19 protein-coding genes and 1 tRNA gene are annotated in these 24,125 nt (G+C 63.3%); 6 read left to right on the top strand and 14 right to left on the bottom strand.

What is annotated here, in order from left to right; all coding sequences use genetic code 11:
- Positions 1-33: 33 nt before the first annotated feature.
- The 5 genes from RS83_RS09320 to RS83_RS09300 form a co-directional block, all read right to left on the bottom strand.
- Entirely contained in the window at positions 34-1,068 is a 1,035-nt protein-coding gene (locus RS83_RS09320; protein ID WP_045279234.1) for a hypothetical protein, read from the bottom strand.
- Complete coding sequence (locus RS83_RS09315; protein WP_082071607.1) at positions 1,065-1,682, bottom strand: ATP-binding cassette domain-containing protein; 618 nt, start codon at positions 1,680-1,682, stop codon at positions 1,065-1,067. Before RS83_RS09315 ends, RS83_RS09320 begins: the two co-directional genes overlap by 4 nt.
- Positions 1,673-2,635 (bottom strand): peptidoglycan-binding domain-containing protein, encoded by a 963-nt coding sequence (locus RS83_RS09310; protein ID WP_156153167.1) that lies wholly within the window; start codon positions 2,633-2,635, stop codon positions 1,673-1,675. Before RS83_RS09310 ends, RS83_RS09315 begins: the two co-directional genes overlap by 10 nt.
- A gap of 125 nt (positions 2,636-2,760) precedes the next feature.
- Positions 2,761-3,111, bottom strand: coding sequence for a hypothetical protein (locus RS83_RS09305; protein WP_045279232.1), 351 nt, complete (start codon positions 3,109-3,111; stop codon positions 2,761-2,763).
- 101 nt (positions 3,112-3,212) lie between these two features.
- Positions 3,213-3,572, bottom strand: coding sequence for a hypothetical protein (locus tag RS83_RS09300; RefSeq protein ID WP_045279231.1), 360 nt, complete (start codon positions 3,570-3,572; stop codon positions 3,213-3,215).
- 223 nt (positions 3,573-3,795) lie between these two features.
- On the opposite strand from RS83_RS09300, the gene RS83_RS18775 reads away from it, so the two are divergent.
- From RS83_RS18775 to RS83_RS09280, 5 genes are read left to right on the top strand one after another with little or no spacing between them, the layout of a single operon-like run.
- The gene (locus tag RS83_RS18775; protein WP_156153166.1) at positions 3,796-4,122 is read left to right on the top strand and encodes a hypothetical protein; all 327 of its coding nucleotides are present in this window, start codon (positions 3,796-3,798) and stop codon (positions 4,120-4,122) included.
- Positions 4,119-4,790: a hypothetical protein gene (locus tag RS83_RS09295; RefSeq protein WP_045279230.1), complete on the top strand. Its 672-nt coding sequence runs from the start codon at positions 4,119-4,121 to the stop codon at positions 4,788-4,790. Before RS83_RS18775 ends, RS83_RS09295 begins: the two co-directional genes overlap by 4 nt.
- A gap of 6 nt (positions 4,791-4,796) precedes the next feature.
- A complete protein-coding gene (locus RS83_RS09290) occupies positions 4,797-5,888 on the top strand; it encodes a peptidoglycan-binding domain-containing protein (RefSeq protein ID WP_045279229.1) in 1,092 nt (363 codons plus the stop codon).
- A complete protein-coding gene (locus RS83_RS09285; RefSeq protein WP_082071606.1) occupies positions 5,885-6,535 on the top strand; it encodes an ABC transporter ATP-binding protein in 651 nt (216 codons plus the stop codon). Before RS83_RS09290 ends, RS83_RS09285 begins: the two co-directional genes overlap by 4 nt.
- Complete coding sequence (locus tag RS83_RS09280) at positions 6,532-7,623, top strand: ABC transporter permease (RefSeq protein ID WP_231587755.1); 1,092 nt, start codon at positions 6,532-6,534, stop codon at positions 7,621-7,623. Before RS83_RS09285 ends, RS83_RS09280 begins: the two co-directional genes overlap by 4 nt.
- Before the next feature lie 38 nt (positions 7,624-7,661).
- Here RS83_RS09280 and RS83_RS18770 read toward each other — a convergent pair whose 3' ends face one another.
- From RS83_RS18770 to RS83_RS09245, 7 genes are all read right to left on the bottom strand, one after another.
- Positions 7,662-8,996 (bottom strand): glycosyltransferase, encoded by a 1,335-nt coding sequence (locus RS83_RS18770; protein WP_045279227.1) that lies wholly within the window; start codon positions 8,994-8,996, stop codon positions 7,662-7,664.
- On the bottom strand, positions 8,993-10,366 hold the full coding sequence (locus tag RS83_RS09270) for an MFS transporter (RefSeq protein WP_052679027.1): 1,374 nt from the start codon (positions 10,364-10,366) through the stop codon (positions 8,993-8,995). Before RS83_RS09270 ends, RS83_RS18770 begins: the two co-directional genes overlap by 4 nt.
- 70 nt (positions 10,367-10,436) lie before the next feature.
- Positions 10,437-10,892 (bottom strand): nuclear transport factor 2 family protein, encoded by a 456-nt coding sequence (locus RS83_RS09265; RefSeq protein WP_045279225.1) that lies wholly within the window; start codon positions 10,890-10,892, stop codon positions 10,437-10,439.
- A 145-nt stretch (positions 10,893-11,037) separates the two neighbouring features.
- The gene (locus RS83_RS18565) at positions 11,038-12,006 is read right to left on the bottom strand and encodes an acyltransferase domain-containing protein (RefSeq protein ID WP_197072098.1); all 969 of its coding nucleotides are present in this window, start codon (positions 12,004-12,006) and stop codon (positions 11,038-11,040) included.
- Positions 11,996-12,712: a 4'-phosphopantetheinyl transferase family protein gene (locus tag RS83_RS19255; RefSeq protein ID WP_419760978.1), complete on the bottom strand. Its 717-nt coding sequence runs from the start codon at positions 12,710-12,712 to the stop codon at positions 11,996-11,998. The genes RS83_RS18565 and RS83_RS19255 overlap by 11 nt, the downstream gene beginning before the upstream one ends.
- Positions 12,713-14,586: 1,874 nt before the next feature.
- Positions 14,587-14,671: transfer RNA gene (locus tag RS83_RS09250), tRNA-Tyr, on the bottom strand.
- An 86-nt stretch (positions 14,672-14,757) separates the two neighbouring features.
- Positions 14,758-15,684, bottom strand: coding sequence for a PfkB family carbohydrate kinase (locus tag RS83_RS09245; protein ID WP_045279222.1), 927 nt, complete (start codon positions 15,682-15,684; stop codon positions 14,758-14,760).
- Positions 15,685-15,771: 87 nt separating this feature from the next.
- Here RS83_RS09245 and RS83_RS09240 point away from each other — a divergent pair, with 87 nt between their 5' ends.
- Entirely contained in the window at positions 15,772-16,374 is a 603-nt protein-coding gene (locus tag RS83_RS09240) for a hypothetical protein (protein ID WP_045279420.1), read from the top strand.
- Between the two features lie 271 nt (positions 16,375-16,645).
- Here RS83_RS09240 and rpoC read toward each other — a convergent pair whose 3' ends face one another.
- Complete coding sequence (rpoC, locus tag RS83_RS09235) at positions 16,646-20,521, bottom strand: DNA-directed RNA polymerase subunit beta' (protein WP_045279221.1); 3,876 nt, start codon at positions 20,519-20,521, stop codon at positions 16,646-16,648.
- An 85-nt stretch (positions 20,522-20,606) separates the two neighbouring features.
- Positions 20,607-24,110 (bottom strand): DNA-directed RNA polymerase subunit beta, encoded by a 3,504-nt coding sequence (locus RS83_RS09230; protein WP_045279220.1) that lies wholly within the window; start codon positions 24,108-24,110, stop codon positions 20,607-20,609.
- Positions 24,111-24,125 lie beyond the last annotated feature (15 nt).

The following is a 24,125-nucleotide window of genomic DNA, read 5'->3' as shown; positions in this document are numbered from 1 at the left end:
TCGTATCGGGGTATTCAACTTATGTTGCCTCACTCAGCGGCCCTTACCAAGTTCGACAGGCGACACCATCGCCATCTGAACAGACAGCGGGAGGGCTGATGCAACCCACGTCGCGCCCAAGGCGAGAACAGCAATCGCACCCGCAGCGGGCGCTGAAGTGAATGCACTAAGCGCGAGAATCGTGGCCCCTCCACTCGTCACGGCGATGCCGCCGATGAACGCGACTTCCAGCATGACAAGAGTGGCGGCGGCGCGTGGCGATGCGCCCCCGAAAAGATAGGCGGCGAGTTCGCCGCGGCGTGAGCGAACCGCCAGCGACGTCGCTAAACCTCCCAGCAGTCCCAACAGGATCGGCAGCCACCGTTCAGTCCGCTCGAGAAACGCATCTATCACCGACGACGACTCGCGGTACGCCGGGACGGCGGTGATGTTGCCACCCTCAACATGCAACGAGGCGGCCGCAGCGGACACATCCTGTGCTGTTGCGCGCCAGTCCATCTCGACGATGCACTGGGTCCCGCTGTCAGTCGTCACGGGCAACGGCACGGTGAGGGCAGAGTTGGTGTCGATGCCGGCCGGCTGCATCGCGCCAGTACTGGCGGGGAGCACACCATCGGCAGTGTCGACAAACCCCACGAAATCTCTCGGGCTGATCGCACTCCCCACAAGCGCATGACCGTCCTCGAGTTCAGAGATGAGGGTGGCACTCGCTCCCAGAACCGGGATGCTCCCTCCCAGGGGAGCCACCGGGCCGCGTCCGAGGCTCACGATGATGCCGGCACGTTCAACGGTCCCGAGCTCGCCCAGACGCTCACAGGATGACCGCTCGATGGATACCGGGCGCTCGTCCGAGGACGCTTCGATGAGGTAGACGCTTCGCCCTTTCAGCTGAAACTGCGAAACGGAGTCCTCGAAGCTCGCCCATTGTGCAGTGAAAGCAATCGCTGTCAGCACCCCTGCGAGTAGAGCAGAGATCGTGTACGGAAGCATGCGCGAGCGCGTCCCCGTGACGTTCTTCACCGCCTCCCGCACGAGGAACCGAAGCCGCCATCCACGCGCCCTGGTCATCGCGATCCCAGATCGAGAATGATGTCGCACTGCGCCATCAGAAGCGGGTCATGGGTAGCGACGATCACGAGACGCTCCGCTTGCAGCCGTCCGAGCACCTCAGCGACATTCTGTGCCGCATCGCGATCCAAGCTCGCCGTGGGCTCGTCCGCGATGATGATGGGCCGCGACATGCAGATCGCTCTCGCTAATGCGACCCGCTGGGTTTCCCCTCCCGACAGCACCGACGCGGTCGCGGTGCCCCTGTCACGGAGCCCCACCTGGTCCAGCGCTACCTCCGCGCGCGCCATGGCCGTTAATAGGTTCGCCCCCTCAGCGAGGGCTCCAATCGCGACGTTGTCAACCACGCTGCGCTCTGGCAGAAGGTATGCACCTTGTGGCACCCAGGCGACATCATCCCGGGAAGTTTGCCGTGCTTCGTTGCCGTGATGGAACACGACTGTACCGGTGTCCGGCTCTCGGAGTCCTGCGATAACTGATAGGAGCGACGACTTTCCGCTTCCCGACGGACCCACGATGCCACAGATGCCTCCATCGATGAACGTCGCACTCGCGACGTTGAGCACCTCACGTCCTGAGAACGTGACGCTGACGTCGGCGACCACTATTCGCACGCGTCGAGACTTCCTGACGGCGCCTGAGCAACGTCGGACAGCACGCGCATGCCGACAAGGTCAGCCTGAACGAGCATGATTCCCGGTTGCCCTGTCGACTCTCGGGAGTCGACGAGCGGGATGGCTGTCCCGTTCTCGTCCACGGCGCAGCGCACCCCGGTATCTGAGATGTACACCGCGCTGGACGGGACCGTTCCCCATGCTCCCGGTTCGGACAGCTCGATACGAGCGTTGGCGTACCGAACCACCGCCCCGTCCTCCACAGTTGTTCCGCCGGCGCCAGACGTGGCCAGTGCGGTTGCCACCTCCATCGCGGCCGCACCATCGAGAGATGTCCCGTCTACGGAGACGGAGCTGTCGGCTAGTTGGAGCATGAGAGGTGCGCCAGAGAATGGTGGCAGCGGGTTCAGGTCAGGATCCTTGATTTCGACTTTGGTAGCCGGCGCCGTCCCAGACATGATCTGATCATCGACCGCGACTTTGTCCCCCGGCACCACGTCGATGGCGGCGACGGTGAACGCAGTGCCGACATAGGCCACGTAGCTGGGATCGAAGACTCCGTCGACCGTGTAGCCATTGTCTTTCTGAAACGCTCTCACCGCCCTGTCGACCTGTACGCCGTACACATCGTCAATGGTCGCGACGTCGAGGAAGCCGCCATCGCGCAGGAACATCTCGAGAGCTTCCACATCGGGACCTCGATCTCCCCGCACGAGTGGCCGATACAGCGGGAAGTCCTGGGCAAACGCGCGGATCACCGCGTCTCCGATGGCGATAACGGGCACTCCGTTTGTCAGCGCCGACCCTGGTGACGTGAGCACTTGCGTAACGGTTCCCGTCGATTCGCTAGACACAAGGTGCGCGTCACCGAGGTAGACGTCGACGACGGCATCTCTGGCCTCCGCATCGACCCGCTCCCCCACTTGAATGATTTCCGCATCATCGGCGGTCACCGCAGCCCGTTCGACGAGGGCAGATGCCGACCACAAGCCGACAGCGATGCCCGTCGGAACGAGCCATACGGCGACGCACACGACGATGAAGATGGCGACAGATCGTCGACCCGAACGCGATGAAGTCACGAGTAGTCAGAGCAGACGCTGGGGTCTTCTCCGGCGTCGAAGAGCTGCTTGTTCATCTCCTCATACGTGTCTGCTGGCACCAGTCCGAGTCCTTCTAGGCATGCCCGGAGAATACGTGCCGAGTTCGACGTGTCGATCCTCGCCAACTGCCAGGCCGAATCAATGGATGCAAAGTGTTCGTCGTAACACTTCTGATCTGCACCGGAGGCGACGGCTCCGGACGGGACCGAGAACTGCACAGTCTGGTTGTCTTCACCGTCGATGCGCAGCGAGTATCCCGCGTCTTCGAGACATGAGCTGTAAGCGGTGAAAGCCGCTTGATACTCGTCGTACGTGACTTCCTTCACAGGCTGCTCCGCGTCGCTGGCTGCGTCCGGCGCACTGCTCGAGCAACCTGCAAGCAGAAGCACGGACGCGCACGCAGCAACGAAAGCGGTCTTGCCTCGCATCAGGAAGAGAAGTTGATGTCCGAGCTCGCGCCGCGCTTGGCCAAGTGGTTGGCGCCATGCACGATATTGCCGGGGTTGGTGCCATACACGGAGACCTGGCCATAGGTCCAGGACGTGTAGTAGGTCGGCGAGCCCGAGTACAGCGTGTAGAAGATCCGGACGCCGAGCTCGCCACACGTCCCGGAGTTCTGCGTCCACGTCTGGGCGCTCCCCTTTGCCGAACTGTTGCCGTATACGGCGGCGACCGACGAGCATGAGCCCGAAGCGCTGCCCAGCGCCGATGCCGGGCTGGCACTGCCAAGAGCCAGCCCCAGTGCCGCCACGACGGCGAATCCCATGCCCAGCTTGTTGATCTTCATCGGCTTCTCCCTCGTTGAGCGGTTCTCATCAGGACCGTAGCGGCAAAAGTCGGGCGCCCGCAATGTTTCTTCACTGATTGCGCCTCAACCCTCGCTCCGGTCTCGCCGCACCTTCTTCCTGCGCCTGAGCGCTCAACCTTCACCCCTGCCGCGCACCTCAGCGAATGCGCTAGCATCAAAACTCAAGGTGGGTACATTACTTAGAAACCTGGGAGGGTGTTTCATGAAGAAGAAGCGTTCAATCGGTGGAGCAGTTGCTGTCCTCGCTCTTGTGGGCGCGACGTTGCTTGCAACGACGCCTGCACTTGCCGCCGACAGCCGGAATGGTTACACGGAGTGCAACCCGAACCGCACGCTGCGCATCACGAGCACGACATCGGGCTCGGGCAGCACGTTCTCGGTAGGACACGCATTGCTGGGCGGCTCCCCGGTGAGTGTCGGCTGGTCGACGGCTGGATATCACCAGTCTTCGCATGGCGCTTCGGGCGGTAGCTGGGCAATCTCCACGAACGGTTCGATCAAGAGCGGTGGAGCGAGCTGCGCTTCGTGACCCTCGCCTCGGCTCGGAAGGGCGGCATCCTCGTGGGTGCCGCCCTTTGCCTCGTTGGACTCGCTGGCTGTTCCGCGCCAGTCGAACAGCCCGATACCAACGCGACGTCAGATTCAGGGTCCTCTGACTACCTTCACGACCAAGCCGACGAGTGGGCCGAGTACTACGGTGTTGAGGATCCGCCGGACGTCCAGGTGGTGCGCTACGTCGATACCCCAGAACGGGACGCCGCGCTCCGAGACTGCCTCACTGAGGCTGGTTACCCGACAGAATCCAACGGCGGAGTGAATGTCCCCTCCGGCAACGAGGACGCGTTCGCGTTGGCCCAGTACACCTGCGCTGTGCAGTACCCCGTCCCCGAGAGATACACAAAGACTTGGTCTGACAAGGAGATTCAGGCCCAGTATGCGTGGACCGTGGACTTCGTCATCCCCTGCCTCGAAGATCGCGGGCATCCCATTTCGGATCCGCCCAGTGAATCCGTGTTCGTCGACTCCTGGCTTTCCGACCCGTACTTCCCTTTCGCGCAGGTGTCCATGACCGTGGCCGAGGAGAACTTCAACCAGGCGTGGGCCGAGCTTGAGGATGCCTGCCCGCAGCAGGTGCCCGGCGCAGTTCTCTGGGACGGGGCCAGCATCGATGACTGGAAGCTCACGAACGGACGCTGACGACGCATGGAGAACGCCCCCAGCAACGACCGCGCTACGGCAAAGCCTCGACGGAGATCCTTTATCGTCACGACGATCCTTGCCGTCCTCGCTGCAGGCGCCGTCGGGTGGGCAGCTTCGTCCATCCTCACTCCCGCCGATGACCCGCTCGAGGCCGCGGACTTCACTTATGTGACAGTCCAGTCCGGCGAAGTGGGATCGACGATCACACTCAACACAGTCGCGAAATGGACCCCTGTTCCCGCAGGCTCGAACCGCGCGTCAGGGGTCGTGACCGAGGTGTCCATCGAACCCGGTGCAGAGGTCATGCCGGGTGACGTGCTGTTCCGAGTGAATGAACATCCAGTCGTCATCGGCCAGGGCGATGTCCCTGCCTACCGTTCCATCGACGTCGACACCAAGGGTGCTGATGTTGCTCAGCTCCAGAGCATGCTCACAGCTCTGGGACTCTACGGCGGTGCCGTCGACGGCACTGCCGGCCCTCGAACAATCGAGGCGATCCGCGCATGGCAGAAGACGCTCGACGTCGAGCAGACAGGTGTCGTCGACGTTGCCGACATCATCTACGTGCCGCAGCTTCCGACGCGCGTGTCCCTGGACGACGAAGTGATCACTCGCGGGAATCTCGTAGCTGGTGGCGAACCTGTCGTCCGTGCACTCTCGACGTCGCCGGTGTTCCGGGTACCAGTCACAGAGGCTCAGGCAGCGACGATGCCCACCGGAACCCGGGTGGAGATCACCTCTCCTGAAGGCGACGTCTGGATCGCCTCCGCGGGGAAGCAGGTGGTCGACTCACAGTCCGGTTCGATTGACATCTATCTCGACGGTGAGAGCATCTGCGGTGGCGACTGCGCCCAGATCCCCGTCAGCGGCGAAGCGCTCCTGAGCTCCGTCATCGTGACGGCCGAAGAGGTATCGGGGCTGGTCATACCGTCGGCCGCATTGGTGACAAGCGCCGATGGACAGTTCGCTGTCATCGATAGGTCAGGCGACAGGCTCAACGTCACCGTCATCGCTTCGGCGCGCGGCATGAGCGTCGTCGAAGGTGTGGCCGAAGGGATCGACGTCCGCGTTCCCGGCACGGGGCCAGCTCAGTGACGGTGCACCCTCTTGTCGCTCGCGAGATCACCTTCGAGTACGAGCGAAGCGACAGGACGATACTCAACGGATGGTCCGCCGAGTTCCCGGCGGGTTCCATGACAGGAATCACCGGGCCTTCCGGTACCGGAAAGTCCACGCTGCTGTACATCCTCGGTCTGATGCTGAAGCCGGCCGCCGGCGAGATCGCAGTCGAAGGCGTGCCGGTAGCGCATCTTCACGACGCAGGTCGAGCACAGCTACGTGCCGATACTTTCGGCTTCGTGTTCCAGGATGCTGCGCTGGATGCGACACGAACGGTGCTCGACAACGTCACCGAGGTCGCACTCTACCGCGGACAGAAGCGCGCCGATCTCGTCGGCAGAGCTCAAGAGCTGCTCGAACGCTTCGGCGTCGATGTGCCCGCGCATCGCAAGCCTGGCCAAGTATCCGGCGGTCAGGCGCAACGCATCGCGCTCTGCAGAGCGCTCCTCAACGAGCCGCCGATCATCCTCGCCGATGAACCGACGGGCAACCTCGACCCGGCTACGAGCACGATGGTCGTCCGAGCGCTACGAGACCACGCTCATGCCGGTGCGACCGTCATCGTCGTGACGCACGACCCGGCCGTGGCCGACGCATGCGACATCGAGATGAGGCTCGGGTGACTCGCGGTATCGGTATCGCTCGAGAAGCGATGTCGTCGGCGGTATCGCAACCGGTTGCGTCCATCGTCACAATCCTCATGGTCGCGGGCATGGTGCTCACCGTCATGCTGACGACGGGGCGAACCGTCGGCGCTGAACAACGCGTTTTGTCGTCTATCGACTCCGCTGGCACCCGATCCATCGTCGTTCGTGCTGAGTCCGGAGCAGGCATCACCTCTGACGTCCTCGACCGAATCTCGGGCATTTCCGGAATCGAATGGGCGGGCGCCTTCTCTTCCGCAGTCGATGCCACGAACGCGGAAGTTCCCGATGGTACTCGAGTGCCCGTGAGGTACGCGTACGGCAGTCATCTGGACTACCTGGGTGTTCCTCTCGCCGACTCACCGACAGCGTACGGTTCTTCGCAGGCGCTGGAGCAGCTCGGCCTCATTGACGCAGCCGGCGGCATCACCCTCACGACAGGAGCGTCTTACGCCGTGGCGGGACGGTTAACGACGCCGGACTTCCTCGCCGGATTCGAACCGCTTGTCCTGATCTCACAGCCCACGGCGACTGGGAAAGAAGATGTCAGCCTCCTCGTCGTCATCGCTGACGAACCGGATCTCGTAGCGCCTGTGTCCACCGCTGTGCTCTCCGTGCTCGCCGCGGACGATGCAACAAAGGTCAACGTGCAGACCTCAGAAGAACTCGCAGAGCTTCGGGGCCTGATCCAAGGACAGTTGGGGTCGTTCTCCCGAGGGCTCGTCCTCGTCATGGTGGCGGTCACCGGAGCTCTCGTGGCGATCCTCCTCTATGCTCTCGTGATGATGCGACGCAAAGACTTCGGGCGGCGGCGGGCGCTCGGCGCCACCCGTGGACTCATTATCGCGTTGCTCCTCACCCAGACCGCGGGACTAGCGCTAGTCGGGGTTGGGATCGGAGCTGCAGCGGCCAGCACTATCCTCGCTATCGATAAGGACCCACTCCCCGGCTTCGAGTTCACCCTCGCGGTGTGCGTGCTCGCCATCGGGACGGCCACCACCGCCGCGCTTCTCCCAGCTGTCGCGGCCGCACGACGTGAACCTATCCGCGAGCTTCGCGTTCCTTGATCCGCACTCGAGGCACCTAGCTGCTAGCGGAACCTTCCTTAGGTTGAAGGGCTGTTGTCCGCGCTAGCGGCTCCGCTAGGTTGCGTCACGAACTCCTCAATCACGTCAAGGCCGGGAGACGACGCGATCTCCTCGGACATGGTCGCAGCTCGATCCCGAAACGACGGATCGCCGAGCACCAGGTCGATGGCTTTGCGCATCTCCCCGGCGCTCGGAAGTGTCGATCGGACGCGAACACCGACTCGGGACCACTCAACTCGAGCGGCTACTTCTGGCTTGTCTTCGGTGTTGCCAACGACGACAACGGGAACGGCATGTCTAAGCGCTTCGTTCACCCCTCCATAGCCACCGTTGGTGATGAAGAGCTGGATCCTTGGGAAGAGCCACTCGTAGTCCAAGAAGGTCGACACGCGGATATTGTCGGGCAGTTCCCCGAGGTGCTGCCGCAGCTCCGTCAGCACCTCGTCCGCGGGCCGACCGCCTCCGGTGATCACGACGAGAGTTTCGGTTCCTCGTAAAGACTCGACGGTAGGTACCACCAGCTCGCGAAGGTCAGCGTTCGCGACCGTCCCCTGAGTAACATGGACGACCTTTCTCCCTTCGATGTCCTCCGCCCAGTCAGGCACCTCGCCGCCGACGTTCCGCGAGCTGAGTGGACCCGCGAAGATCAGTCGAGTTCGAGGTCTGGGTCTCGGATACTCAAAGCCTTGTGTCCCCAGGTGAATCAGGGCATCACCCAGACCAGGCATCTCGAAGAAGGGGACAGAAAGTGTTGTGTCGGTAAGTCGTCTCATGGCCTGAGCCAAGTACTTCTGTGCGGGTCGGAGAACGACTCTGTTCGCTGCTTGGTACAAGATCCAGTTTCGAAGAGAGCCAATGGGTCCAGTAGCGGGAAGCAGTCCCATCCCGTAGGGCGGAAGCCCCGGAGCACCGAGTGTCATTGGGCTAATCCCCAGGATCCCGATCCTTGGCCGCTCGCTTTTCGGAAGAAGAGCGAGCGGATACACGCCAGCGAAGAGCATCTCGGACAGAACAACGTCGGTCGGTACGTCGCCCAGAGCTCGCTCTACGGAAGCAAACTGCGCATCGACAGGCTTCGAAAACACCTCGAGCACCCCGGCGCTCAATCCTCGGATTCCGGTCAGGTCCGCCACTTGAGGGAAGGCAGATCGCATGTCGCGATCATCAAAATCGGCAGCAACGTCAAGCGGGACGAACTCCAATCCCGCTCGCTCCACTCTTTCGCGGTGCCGCGCACCGGTGAGGACACGGACGCGATGTCCTCTGCGCGCAAGCTCCGCTCCGATGAGGACTCCCGGCGTGAGATGTCCGAGCAGTGGCGAGCTAGTAATGAGGACGGACTTTTCGGTCATCGATGCACTTCCGCTTCTTCGAGCTTTCGTTCGTCTGGGACCAGCGCAGCGGTTATGACGCTGATCAGCTGAAGCGCCGCCGCCACGGCAAGCACTGCAGGTGTGGCTTGAGCGAACTCTTCGGGCCTGACTCCGCCACCCACCACCGCGAAGACTACTGACACGGTCGCAATGCCGACCAGGACGCCGAGCTCTCGGGACGAGTTGCTCAGTCCTGATGCGTCAGCATCGTCTTTGCGTGCGACAAGTGCCATGGCTTGTCCTGTGACGAGCGCGAAGAAGACTCCCATCCCGATGCCCGCAAGAACCATGCCTGGCACAAGCAGCACGTACGGGACGTCAGGTGAAATCACGAACGCGAACCACACGAGGGCGGTGAACTGCAAGACTGCACCAATCACGAGGGGCGCCTTCATTCCTACTTTGCTCGCCACAAGACCCGCCAAGGGCGCCGCGACGAGTGGTACAAGGGTCCACGGCAGGGTCGCGATGCCGGTTTCTGATGCTCCGAAGCCAAGAACAAGCTGAAGGTATTGCATCAGCAAGAAGACCGCTCCGAAGATGCCCGCAGTGCCGAAGAACGCAGTTGCCACCGACAGCGTCAATCCACGAGACCTCATCAGTCGTCTAGAAAACAGCGGGGAAGCTGACCGGCTCTGAAGCCAAACGAAGCCACAGACTATTCCTATGCCACCGAGGACAAACGTGATGGAGAGCGCGGCGCCCAACTGATGCTGAGACAGGGAGAGCACCCCCAGCACGACAAGAAACATGCCCGTGGCGAGTGTGACAAACCCCACGTAGTCGACGCGCGCCGAGGCACGAGAGTCTCTCGGAACAACCGAAATGGTTCCCACGGCCAAAACGATTCCGATAGGCACATTTACCCAGAAGATCGCCTGCCAGGACCATGCAACAACAATCAGACCACCGATGAACGGCCCAAGCGCCACAGCAAGACCGCTAATCCCTCCCAGCACACCGAGGTAGATAGGCGTTCGTTGTGGGATCGAGTACATGCTTACGAGCGTGAAGGCGAGGGGGACCATCAGTGCAGCGCCAAGTCCTTGCGCCGCGCGCGCCACGCCGAACATCACAAGATCTCCCGAGACAGCGACCAGCGCCGAGGACAGCGTAAACAGCAACACTCCGAATATGAAGCTATTCCGCCGCCCGAAGCGGTTGCCAACGCTGGCGGCTCCCAACATGAAGACGGCGAACGTCATCGTGTAGGCATTGACGGTCCAGGATAGGTCACTGACGCTGACTTCCAAGGTCTCGCGAATAGTCGGTAGCGCTACTGTCACGACGAGATTGTCAAGGCCGGTCATGAAGAGCGCGACGCCCGTAATCACAAGAATGAGGGCCACACGCGGTCCAGACTCACTGAACGTCGATGACCGTTGGGGTGGAGCTGAGGATGCTGAAGAGGCCAAGAGATCACCCATTGATCGGCGGAGCGGCTGCTTCGGGGTTCCCCGCGTCTGCAACCTTTTTCAGCGCACGCTCAAGGATCTGAAGATCCTCAACGGTTTCGACGGCCGTGACTTTGCCCCACGTCAACGTCATGAATTGGAACACGGTGTTTTCATATCTTTCACCGTCAGGGAGCGGACCGCTGACAAGAGAGCGCACTGCAATTCGGGTTTTCCAAGGACCTCCATTGACGAGAACCTCCTGAACATCGAACTTAGCGCCGGGGAGCACGCTTAGCGTTCGCTCCCACCAGCGGTTCATGGCCTCCTTGGTGACCCTTCGACCCCCAAGAGCGTGTTCTCCGCGGAACACGTACTCGAACTCGTCACTGAGCCCGGCGACCATTGCGGCGTAATTGCCCAAGTTGATCTGCTCGAAAGTGTTTCGAACCTTGTTTCGTACGATTATTGCGTAGACCATTGAGGGTCCCTTCTCTTACTGAGTTCTTGCCGATTGGGAGTGGCGTGCTGTGATAGATACCGCCCAAGTTCGCCCAGGCGTGGATAGAGCATCGACGATGCCAGCGCTAGCCGCCATGGGTGTGCCCGATTCCCAGCGACGGCTGTCAACGTCCGTAGACGCCAGTCCCGTACCGGACGTTGCGCCTCACGGAGAATGTCCACCACTTGTTCGACGGCAAAGAACTCGAGGGGATCTGTGGTCTGCGCGAACAATCCTGTGAGCGCAGATGCATGCTCGGAGGAATCGACAGCGTGTGAAAGGAACTCCCGGACATCCGGCGGGTAGGGCTCGAGGCTGGCGAAGTCGCACGTGTACTCGTAAAACGGTCGCGAGATCGCATTGCGGCGGGCTTCGTAAGCCGCCAGCGCTTCGCTTTCGCTGGTGCGACCGCAGAACGCATGAGCCGCAGTTGGGGCACCGCTGCCACAGCATCCTGAAACGCTGCTCGTGCGCCCCAGAGCTGCGGATTATGGAATGCATAGGGAGACGCGATCCGCGCAGTAGCAATGTCGAGGACGGCAGCCAACGATTCTGCCTTCGACAGCAGATTCACCGGGCCAGAGACCACGATCTGGTCGGTGCTGTTCGTCCCAGCAATCACAAGCGAATCTGAACCAACGGCATCCAAAAGTGCGGCTACTTGGCCGCGCACGGCTTTGAATACGGCCATCGCTCCATCTCGTGCTGCATGGGCGTCGAGTGCTAGGACTCGATGAGCAACGATGCGGGCGCCGTCGGCGGGGGTAAACGCCCCGCCGACGGTCCACGCCGCGATCTCGCCGAAGCTGTGGCCGATGAGGCTTTGAGGAGACGAGGCGCCAAGTGCCCTGTTTCCCGCCACAACGGCGGCGAGAAAGATGGAAAGCTGGATAGCTTTCGAGGCGTCCTGTACGAGAGCGCTGAGCGGACGAGGGTCATGGCGCAACTCCTCGATGTCGACGGAGAGTAGCTCGACACCGACAGCGCGAACAGCCTCATAAGTCTGCGGGTCGATAACCGCGGCTTCGTCAATGCATCCTGGAGCATATGCTCCTTGGCCCGGAAACAGAAGGATCGTCTGGTCAGTCGTCATGATGGCCCCCATGGTTGTTGACGTGGTCGTTCGGATCACTCGGGATCCGCCTCGTGATCGTGGCGATGCTCAGATGGTCAACGTGCAGTCGTACGCTTCCCATCGCGACAGTGTTGGCGATGAAAGGCCTGTGTTCTCCGCTGGGCTCCGCGCTCAGAACCACGGAGAGGACATGATCGGCTGAGTGTTGGATCGTAACCCCAGACCACTGGTCTTGTAGCGGCGAGCTCACCAAGACTGCACCGGCGAAGTCCGATGCCTTAGCGCTGACCTCCCAGTTACGAAACGGGAGCAGGCTGCCCTCGCCACTAGCCTTCGAAGCCGCCTCCTTTGACGTCCATATTCGCGCGGCAACAGTCTGTCGGTTCGAAGGATCTGATCGCTGGAGCGCCAGCTGTTCGCCGCGGGTGAAGGCCAAGGATATGGCTGGTGGCGTCACCCCTGCGACGGAATCGATGTCAACACCGACGCGGTGAGGAGAGAGAGCGACGGCGACAAGGCCACCGGTGTGGCTTACCGACGCTGACAGACCGGCACGCCGAAGGAAGGTATTGATTGGTGCGCCGTGCGCAACGCCGCATCGCCGGCAGGCTGACGATTCAAACGGCGTATCTGGCACTGTTTCCAGACAAGCCCCGAGAATCAGGCGCAGGACGGCTCGCCGCTTCGCAAAGTCGGCGCGGTGTCGTTTGTCGAGACGGTGCATGCGATGCCGCTCAGTATCGTCCATCAAACTCAGCGCAAGGCTTGAAGCCACACCGTTCGAATCAGTGACGTACACATTTGTCTCTCGCAGAATATTGGTGGAGCGCAGAAGTCGCGGGATGACGTGAGAACTCTTAGGCTCACCGGTGGCCACAGATGCGCTCAGTGTGCTCGACATCGTGCAGCCCCCCAGCTCCTTTAGCCTGTCGCTCTTTCGGAGACTACTTGTCACAGATCCTGACGGTCAAGCCAACCGAAATGTGAAACATCACGTCACCAGACCAGACGTTTGACGCCGACTGCACGCGTCGATCCGCCATCTCAGACGACGACAGGCTCGCAGATTGACAGCAGCGTGCACTCCATCGAGCCAAGCATTTCATCCCCGGAACTGGGATATTTCCCGGTTCTAACCCGAGCCCCAGGCGCCCTCAAGCGGTCGGACAATCGCTGCACGGTCTCACTTTCACATTAGAGACGCACATGCTACTCATAGGCCTAGCCCCCTTCTCGAATGACATTCCCGTTGAGGACACTTGATTTTTTGGGGGTCAGAAACTGCGCGCAGCGCTCCGGCCTTCGAGACACTCAGGTACGGGAATCTGTCCCCGAATGGGGGACACAATTCCGCCATACCCTCCGAAAAGCTCACGCGGGAGCGAAGAGCATCGACCTCTCGCCACCCGCCTCCAGGACATCATGGCAACCTGGAGCAACGACAACCAGAGCGAGGCAGTCCGGGCGCGCGTAGACGAGGTCGGCGTCGATGGGCAGTGGGTCGTCAGTCACGACGAGAACACTGACGGGTGGGCTCCCGACGGGAACGCGGCGGTCATCTAGATGAAGCGAGCGGACCTCGAGACGGCGGAGCGACTCATCGCCATCCTGGCCGCAAGCCTTCGCGCGGAGGCCAACACCTTCGCCCGCGAAGGACGAGACCTGAGCCCGGAAGCCCGCATCATCTTCCGGCTCGAGTTCATCGACGCCGACTGCTACGACGGCGACGAAGACGATGTGTGGGCGCCGGCTACCGGTGGGAGCGCCCTCCTGTGGGCGCTGTTGCCGAGCCCACGTCGTGGTCGATCTCGTACGTCACGTCACCTCGGGACGCCGTGTTGTCTGTGCCGTGGCAGGGTCTACGGTCTTTGGCGTTCGTGGCTACAACGCAGACGAGCTGGGTGAAGAACGTGGCTTCCCTGGTCTCGCTCGCGTTAGGCTATGGCCTCACGACCACGTCGGACATCGCCATGGCGGAGAGCGGCCACGCAATTGACGAGACCAGCCACGCAGCACGAGAGCAAGCACACAACTTCTTACTGCACAGGCTGCCCGCTCGACGCGCGTGGGCCCACTACGGTGTACCGAGCCCTAGCAGTTCTCTCTTCGGAACATGGAGGGCGGGGAGGTCACCGCACTTCGTTTTCCTGGACGAGACCGATGAGCTCCTCGCCGACGCACCGCTAGAAGGAAGCGTGCATGACCTCCAGGAAGCACGCTCACGCGCACGTGACGAAGCGCTCCTCTCCCCCACGCACATTCTGACATTGCCGTGCGAGCTGAGGCGTGATCGTCCAGGCAAATGGAATCAGGTGTTCGAGCAGACGCTGAGCACATTGAGGTGGCTTGGCGCACCCTCCTCAGGCATCACGTTCACGGAGCAACGACTGCGCTCCGCTCACGAACAAGCCCGCCTTCGCGAAGGAAGCGTCGCGATCCCGTTCCTCCGATGGCTGGAGACGAAGGACTGGCGCGGATAGCTGAGGCCGCACCGACACCGATGAAGCAGAAAGAGCCACCGAGATTCTCGGCGGCTCTTTCTGTGCGGTGCTAGTTGAGATACGCGAACGTGTGGTGCTTAGATCCGCGAACACCCCGTGGTGGCGAGTGAGGGATTCGAACCCCCGAATGCGATGCAGTCTGATTTACAGTCAGATCCCTTTGGCCGCTTGGGTAACTCGCCAGAGCGCACCCGTCCGACTTGGACAGCCAACCGGGGGCACGAAGAATAAGTATACGGGTCAGAGCCGGGGTCAAGAAATCGAGGAGTCAGCTCCCGTGCACGCCTCGTCCGGCATCCGTCAACGACTCAGGAGTGCGCAGGAGTCCGCCCTCGGCACGGCAGGTCGCCGCCGCGATGTCCATGGCTCGCTGAAGCAGTGCACGCCACTCCCCCAACGCGACTGGAGAGCCCTGCACGAGACCCGCCGAGACCGCTGCGAGGGTGGCATCGCCGGCACCGACCGTGTCGATGATCGGTCCGGGTAGCTCCGAGATCGGGGCCGATGCGACTCCGGCCTCGACGTCGATCGTGGCCCCGTCCGAGCCGGCGGTGGCCAGGACGGCTGCCGTGCCCAGTTCACGCAGACGGGCTCGGAGCGCATCGAGATCGCCGTCGTAGAGGATCGCCGCGTCATCCGCACCGACCTTCGCGATCGCGGCATCCGCGGCCAGCCGCTCGAAGCCGCGGACGAACTCGGCGCGGTCGCTCAGCATCCCCGTACGCGGATTCGGATCGACCGCGACACGGGCATCGCCGAGCGCATCGACCAGCGCATCGACCTCGTCCGGCACGTCGAAGGGGAAACAGCTGATCGCGACCAGCCCGGCCTCCGCGATCGCCCGTCGCGCTTCATCGGAATAGCGGATGCTGCGCCGCTGCGCGGCCTCGTTGAACACGTACTGCGGTTCGCCGTTCGCCGCACGCTCGACGATCGCTCGAGAGGAACCGAGCGGCGCGGGGCTGGCGATCAGCTGCACGCCATGGTCGGCGAGGTACTCGCGGATGTGCGCTCCGGGTTCGTCGTCGCCCACCATCGCGATCAGGGTGGTCTCGACGCCGAGTCGGCGAAGGCCGACCGCGACGTTCAGCGCGGCGCCGCCCACGAGCTCGCGCACGCCTGCATCATCACGGATCTCGTCGATCAGGGCGTCTCCGATGACGACCACGGTTCCTGGGGAGGTCTCAGTGTTCACCTGCTGAGAATATCGCGCCGGCACACCGTCGGATGACGCCCGGCGATCCGCTCGCCCACGCTGTGCGCGCCGCTGTACGGTGTGGTCATGAACGCCCGCCCCGTCACCGTCGCCGCTCTGCTCGTGCTCGTCGCCGCCCTGACCGCGTGCGGCCCCGTGTCCGGCGACGGCGCCGGCTCGACCAGCAGCCCACCGGCATCCGCGTCCGCATCCGAGACCTCGTCGCCCGACGCGAGCGCAAGTCCATCACCAAGTCCGACGGCCACGACGAAGACCATCGCGCTGCCGACCGACTGCCGTGCGATCCTCTCCGAGTCGGTCCTCGCCGAACTCGGGGACACGCCGCTCAATGACGCCGCGTTCGGCCCGTCGGGCGTGGGGTCCGACGGGTCGCTCACCTGCATCTGGGCGAGTCCCGGCGCAGACACGACCGGGCTGACCACGAAGATCTCGAAGATGAACCGTGGGCCCGCCCTCGACATGCTCAATGCGCTGGCGAATGACGAAGGATTCTCCTGCTTCACCCCCGACGGCGGCACCCGCTGCGAGAAGACCTGGCCGAACGAGCAGTACCCGGTCACCGACGGTCGCACCTTGTTCTGGCGTGACGGCATCCTGATCGACACTCGGTACTCGAATCTCGCCCCCACGGGGTACACCTCGGCGATCGTCGCCAGGCTGTTCGGCTGATCCTGCGCTGCGCGCACGCGGAAAAGGTGTCACGCGCGGCGGGCAGGTGTCGCAGATGGCCGTATCGCGGCTCACGAAGCGGCCAGTTCCGGCACCTCTCTTCTGGCAGGTGTCGCAGATGGCCGCATCACGAGCGCGGACGCGGCCATCTGCGACACCTCCCTCTGCGAACCTGCGCCCCGCACGTCCACACCACCTGCAGCACAAAGCATCCGCAGACACGAAGAAGGCCCCGAGGAGAACCCCGGGGCCTTCTTCATTCAGTCACACCTCAGTTGTAGGTACCGGGGGTGATGTCGTCCGTCGAGAACGCGTCGAAGTCGACGTAGCCGAAGTCGCCGTCAGCGTACGCACCGTCGGATGCGAAGATCCGGTTCGGGTAGCGCTCGCTCTTGGCTTCCTCGGTGGCCTCGACCGTGACGTCGCGGTACTTCGAGAGACCGGTTCCGGCGGGGATGAGCTTTCCGATGATGACGTTCTCCTTGAGACCGACCAGCGGGTCGCGCTTGCCCTCCATGGCGGCCTGCGTGAGCACGCGGGTCGTCTCCTGGAAGGAAGCAGCGGACAGCCACGATTCGGTCGCGAGCGACGCCTTCGTGATACCCATCAGCTCCGGGCGACCGGACGCGGGGCGCTTGCCCTCTGCCACAGCCTCGCGGTTGATCGTCTGGTAGCGCTTGAGGTCGACCATCTCACCCGGGAGCAGGGTCGTGTCGGCGTGATCGACGACGGTGACCTTGCGGAGCATCTGACGGACGATGACCTCGATGTGCTTGTCGTGGATCGGCACACCCTGCGAGCGGTACACGCCCTGGACGCCACCGACGAGGTATCGCTGCACCTCGCGAGCACCCATGACGCGCATGATCTCCTTGGGGTCCAGCGTTCCCACCAGGATCGGCTGACCGACCGTGACGTGCTGGCCGTCCTCGACGAGAAGCGTCGCACGCTTCAGCACCGGGTAGATGACCGGCTCGTCGCCGCTGTCGGGCGTCAGGATGACCTTCTTGCCCTTGTCGGTCTCGTCGATCGTGATGCGCCCGTCTGCCTCGGCGATCGGGGACGCACCCTTGGGGGTACGCGCCTCGAACAGCTCCTGCACACGGGGCAGACCCTGCGTGATGTCATCAGCAGATGCCGAACCACCGGTGTGGAAGGTACGCATCGTCAGCTGGGTACCGGGCTCACCGATCGACTGGGCCGCGATGATGCCGACGGCCTCGCCGATGTCGACCGTCTTACCGGTCGCGAGCGAACGTCCGTAGCACTGCGCGCAGACACCGACGGCGGAGTCGCAGGTCAGGACCGAGCGAACCTTGATCGTCTCGACGCCAAGACCCACCAGCTTGTCGATGAGCACGTCGCCGACGTCCTCACCGGCTTCGGCGAGGACCTCACCCTTGCTGTCGATGACAGCGGAGGCCAGCGTACGAGCGAACACCGAGTTCTCGACGTTCGCGTCGCGGACGAGCTCACCCTGCGAGTTCGGCGAGGCGATCGGGAGCTCGAGGCCCTTCGACGTGCCACAGTCCTCTTCACGGATGATGACGTCCTGCGAGACATCCACCAGACGACGGGTCAGGTACCCGGAGTCGGCAGTACGCAGAGCGGTGTCGGCCAGACCCTTACGGGTACCGTGCGTCGCGATGAAGTACTCCGCAACCGACAGACCCTCGCGGTACGAGGAGATGATCGGACGCGGGATGATCTCACCCTTGGGGTTGTTCACCAGACCACGCATACCGGCGATGTTCCGGATCTGCAGCCAGTTACCACGAGCACCCGACGACACCATGCGGTTGATGGTGTTGTCCTCGGGGAAGTTGGCCTTCATGGCCGTCTGCACCTCGTCGGTCGCCTCGGTCCAGATCTTGATGAGCTCCTGGCGACGCTCGGTGTCGGTCGTCAGACCCTTCTCGTACTGCGACTGGACCTTCGCGGCCTGCTTCTCGTAGCCCGCGACGATCTCCGCCTTGTTCGGCGGCGTGAGGATGTCGCTCAGCGCGACGGTCACACCGGAGCGCGTTGCCCAGTAGAAACCGGCGTCCTTGATGCGGTCCAGCGAGGCAGCCGTCTCGACCTTGGGGTACTCCTCGGCCAGCTTGTTGACGATCTGCGACAGCTTGTTCTTGTCAGCCTGCTCGCGGACGAACGGGTAGCCCTTCGGCAGCGTGTCGTTGAAGATCGCCTGACCCAGCGAGGCGTCGACGAGACCGTGACGGTCGTAGTTCTCGGGGGCTTCGCCCTCGAGGAACGTGAGACCGGGGATACGGATGCGGATCTTCGCCTGCAGGTCGAGGGTTCCCTCGTCCTTGGCCAGGATCGCCTCGCCGACGGAACCGAACGCACGTCCCTCACCGGCTGCGCCGGCCTTGACCGTGGTCAGGTGGTGCAGACCGATGATCATGTCCTGCGAGGGCAGGGTGACCGGACGGCCGTCAGACGGCTTCAGGATGTTGTTCGACGCGAGCATCAGCACGCGGGCCTCGGCCTGAGCCTCGACCGAGAGCGGCAGGTGCACAGCCATCTGGTCACCGTCGAAGTCGGCGTTGAACGCCGCGCAGACGAGCGGGTGCAGCTGGATGGCCTTGCCCTCGACGAGCTGGGGCTCGAACGCCTGGATGCCGAGACGGTGCAGGGTGGGTGCACGGTTCAGCAGCACAGGGCGCTCGCGGATGATCTCCTCGAGCACGTCCCAGACCTCGGGACGGGTGCGCTCGACGGCGCGCTTCGCCGCCTTGATGTTCTGCGAGTGACCGAGGTCGATCAGACGCTTGATCACGAACGGCTTGAAGAGCTCCAGAGCCATCTGCTTGGGCAGACCGCACTGGTGCAGCTTCAGCTGCGGGCCGACGATGATGACCGAACGGCCCGAGTAGTCGACGCGCTTGCCGAGCAGGTTCTGACGGAAACGACCCTGCTTACCCTTCAGCATGTCGCTGAGCGACTTCAGGGCGCGGTTGCCGGTACCGGTGACCGGGCGACCACGGCGACCGTTGTCGAACAGTGCGTCGACGGCCTCCTGCAGCATGCGCTTCTCGTTGTTGACGATGATCTCGGGAGCACCGAGGTCGATCAGACGACGAAGACGGTTGTTGCGGTTGATCACACGACGGTAGAGGTCGTTCAGGTCGGAGGTCGCGAAGCGGCCACCGTCGAGCTGCACCATCGGGCGCAGCTCCGGCGGGATCACCGGGACGACGTCCAGCACCATGGCGGCCGGGCTCATGCCGGTCTCCAGGAAGGAGCTGACGACCTTCAGGCGCTTGATCGCGCGGATCTTGCGCTGACCCTTGCCCTCGGAGATCTGCAGACGCAGGTTCTCGGCTTCGCCGGCGAGGTCGAAGGCTGCGAGGCGACGCTGGATCGACTCGGCACCCATGTAGGCCTCGAAGTACTGACCGAAACGGTCCTGCAGCTCGTGGAAGACGTCGTCCTCGGGGCGGAGTGCGCCCACCTCGAGCGTGCGGAAGTCCTCCCACACGCGCTCGAGCTTGGCGATGGCCTCGTCTGCACCCTTGCGGGTGAGCGTCATCTCCTTCTCGGCGGCGTCCTTGACCTTCTTCTTCGCGTCGGCCTTGGCACCCTCGGCCTCGAGAGCAGCGAGCTCCTCCTCGAGACGAGCCAGGCGCTCAGCGATCTTCGCGTCGCGGCGGTCACCGAGCGTCTTCAGCTCGAGACGGATGTTGTTCTCCTGCGTGCCCAGGTCGCGGTGACGAGCTTCCTCGTCGACCGAGATGACCATGTAGGCGGCGAAGTAGATGACCTTCTCGAGGTCCTTCGGCGCCATGTCGAGCAGGTAGCCCAGACGCGAGGGAACACCCTTGAAGTACCAGATGTGGGTGACGGGAGCGGCGAGCTCGATGTGGCCCATGCGCTCACGACGGACGGAGCTCTTGGTGACCTCCACGCCGCAGCGCTCGCAGACGATGCCCTTGAAGCGGACACGCTTGTACTTGCCGCAGGCGCACTCCCAGTCGCGGGACGGGCCGAAGATCTGCTCTCCGAAGAGACCGTCCTTCTCCGGCTTCAGCGTGCGGTAGTTGATGGTTTCGGGCTTCTTGACCTCACCGTACGACCATGCGCGGATGTGGTCCGCAGTGGCCAGGCCGATGCGAAGCTCATCGAAAGTATTTGACTCGAGCACTAATTCTCCTGTGTCGGAATTCTTTTTGAGAAGTCTGGCGCCGGCGAGCTCAGCCACCCAGTGGGTGCCTGAGCTCGCCTGCGGGTTAGATCTCGTCGATCGAGGCGGCCTCGAAGCGGCTGGAGATGTTGATTCCGAGCTCTTCCGCAGCACGGAAGGCCTCGTCGTCGGTGTCGCGCAGGTTGACCAGCGTGCCGTCGGCCGAGAGGACCTCGACGTTCAGGCAGAGCGACTGCATCTCCTTCATGAGCACCTTGAAGGACTCAGGGATGCCGGGCTCCTGGATGTTCTCGCCCTTGACGATCGCCTCGTACACCTTGACGCGGCCGAGGATGTCGTCGGACTTGATCGTGAGGAGCTCCTGCAGCGCGTACGCGGCACCGTAGGCCTCGAGGGCCCACACTTCCATCTCACCGAAGCGCTGGCCACCGAACTGCGCCTTACCACCGAGCGGCTGCTGGGTGATCATCGAGTACGGACCGGTGGAGCGTGCGTGGATCTTGTCGTCGACCAGGTGGTGGAGCTTCAGGATGTACATGTAGCCCACGGAGATCGGCGCCGGGAACGGCTCACCCGAACGACCGTCGAAGAGCTGCGTCTTTCCGGTCGAGTCGATGAGACGGACACCGTCACGGGTCGGGGTGGTCACGTCGAGGAGACCTGCGATCTCCTCCTCGCTCGCACCGTCGAACACCGGGGTGGCGACCTTCGTACCGGGAGCAGCCTCGAAAGCCTGCTCCGGCAGACGAGCTGCCCACTCCGGGGTGCCCTCGACCTTCCAGCCCTGCTTCGCGATCCACCCGAGGTGGGTCTCGAGGACCTGGCCGAAGTTCATTCGACCCGGGATGCCGAGCGGGTTGAGCACGATGTCGACCGGGGTTCCGTCCGCGAGGAACGGCATGTCCTCGATCGGGAGGATCTTCGCGATGACACCCTTGTTGCCGTGACGACCGGCGAGCTTGTCACCCTCGGTGATCTTGCGCTTCTGGGCGATGTAGACCACGACACGGCGGTTGACGCCGGAGCCGAGCTCGTCGTCGCCGTCTTCGGCGTTGAACTCCTTGACCGCGATGATCGTGCCCTGCTCGCCGTGAGGCACCTTCAGGGACGTGTCGCGGACCTCGCGGCTCTTCTCGTTGAAGATCGCGCGGAGCAGACGCTCCTCGGCCGACAGCTCGGTCTCGCCCTTCGGCGTGACCTTGCCGACGAGGATGTCGCCGGGGCGGACCTCGGCACCGATGCGGATGATGCCGCGCTCGTCGAGGTCCTTCAGCAGCTCGGGGCTGACGTTGGGGAGGTCACGGGTGATCTCCTCCTTGCCGAGCTTCGTGTCGCGGGCGTCGACCTCGTACTCCTCGATGTGGATCGAGGAGAGGGTGTCGTCCTTCACCAGGTCCTGGCTCAGGATGATCGCGTCCTCGAAGTTGTAGCCCTCCCACGTCATGAACGCGACGAGGAGGTTCTTTCCGAGGGCCAGCTCACCGTTCTCGGTGGCGGGGCCATCAGCGATGACCTCTCCGACCTCGACGCGCTCACCGGCGTTGACGACGACCTTCTGGTTGTACGACGTGCCCTGGTTCGAGCGGTCGAACTTGCGCAGGTGGTATTCCTGCGTTCCACCCTCGTCGAGCATGACGACGACGCGGTCTGCGGAGACCTCGGAGACGACACCGGCCTTCTCGGCGGTGAGCACGTCACCGGCGTCGATGGCCGTGTAGCCCTCCATACCGGTTCCGACGAGCGGCGAGTCGCTGCGGAGCAGCGGCACAGCCTGACGCTGCATGTTGGCACCCATGAGGGCGCGCTGTGCGTCGTCGTGCTCGAGGAACGGCACGAGCGAGGTCGCGACCGACACCATCTGGCGCGGCGAGACGTCGATGTAGCCGATGTCCTCCGGGAGGAACATGTCGACCTCGCCGCTGCCGCCCTTGGGGCGGGCCAGGACGTGGCTCTCGATGAAGCGACCCTTGGCATCGAGCGGGGCGTTGGCCTGCGCGATGTTGAAGTCGACCTCTTCGGAAGCCGTGAGGTAGTCGATGTGCTCGGTGACGACGCCATCGGTGACCTTGCGGTACGGGGTCTCGATGAAGCCGAACGAGTTGATGCGCGCGAAGGTCGCGAGTGCACCGATCAGACCGATGTTCGGGCCTTCAGGCGTCTCGATCGGGCACATGCGGCCGTAGTGCGAGGGGTGGACGTCACGGACCTCGACGCCGGCGCGGTCACGCGAGAGACCACCGGGGCCGAGCGCGGACAGACGACGCTTGTTCGTCAGACCCGCGAGCGGGTTGTTCTGGTCCATGAACTGCGACAGCTGCGAGGTTCCGAAGAACTCCTTGATCGCGGCGACGACGGGGCGCACGTTGATCAGGGTCTGCGGCGTGATGGCCTCGATGTCCTGCGTGGTCATGCGCTCGCGGACGACGCGCTCCATGCGGGACAGACCCGTGCGGACCTGGTTCTGGATGAGCTCGCCGACAGCGCGGATACGACGGTTGCCGAAGTTGTCGATGTCGTCGGTCGCGAGACGGATCTCGGCCTTCTTGCCCGAGCGGATGCCGGAGAAGGTCTCCTCGGTGCCCGCGTGCAGACGAACCAGGTACTTGATCGTCGCGACGATGTCCTCGACGGTCAGCACCGACGAGGTCAGCGGCTGGTCGAGACCGAGCTTGTGGTTGATCTTGTAGCGACCGACCTTCGCGAGGTCGTAGCGCTTCGGGTTGAAGTAGAAGTTGTCGAGCAGCGCACGGGCTGCCTCGGCGGCGACCTGCTCGCCCGGACGCAGCTTGCGGTAGATGTCGCGGAGCGCATCTTCCTTCGTGACGATGGTGTCCTTCGCGAGCGTCTCCTCGATCGAGGTGTAGCCGGCGAACTCCGTGAGGATCTCCTCGCTGGTCATGCCCAGCGCCTTGAGGAACACGGTGACCGACTGCTTGCGCTTGCGGTCGACGCGCACGCCGACCTGGTCGCGCTTGTCGATCTCGAACTCGAGCCATGCACCACGGCTCGGGATGACACGAGCCGACACGATGTCCTTGTCGGACGTCTTGTCGGGGGTCTTGTCGAAGTAGACACCGGGAGAACGCACCAGCTGCGAGACGACGACGCGCTCGGAACCGTTGATGATGAACGTCCCCTTGTCGGTCTGCAGCGGGAAGTCGCCCATGAAGACCGTCTGGGTCTTGATCTCACCCGTGAGGTGGTTCATGAACTCGGCCTCGACGTACAGCGGAGCGGCGTAGGTCTTGCCACGCTCCTTGCACTCCTCGATCGAGTACTTCTCCGGCTCGAGGTACGGGTTCGTGAACGACAGCTGCATCGTCTCGCCGAGGTCCTCGATGGGAGAGATCTCCTCGAAGATCTCGCCGAGGCCCGAGTTCTCGTTCACGTCGGTGCGGCCGGCCTTCTTGGCCTCGGCAACGCGCGCCTTCCAGGCGTCGTTGCCGACCAGCCAACCGAAGGACTCGGTCTGCAGTGCGAGAAGGTCAGGGACCGTCAGCGTGTCGGAGATCTTGGCGAACGAGAGGCGGGAAGCTCCGCGTCCGTTCTTCGTGGTGGTGGATGTGGATGCGTTGCGAGCAGCAGCCAAGGGAATAACCTCCGT

The sequence above is a fragment of the Microbacterium oxydans genome, from assembly GCF_000956525.1.
Taxonomy (GTDB): domain Bacteria; phylum Actinomycetota; class Actinomycetes; order Actinomycetales; family Microbacteriaceae; genus Microbacterium; species Microbacterium oxydans_A.
This window is presented reverse-complemented; position numbering and strand designations above follow the sequence as displayed.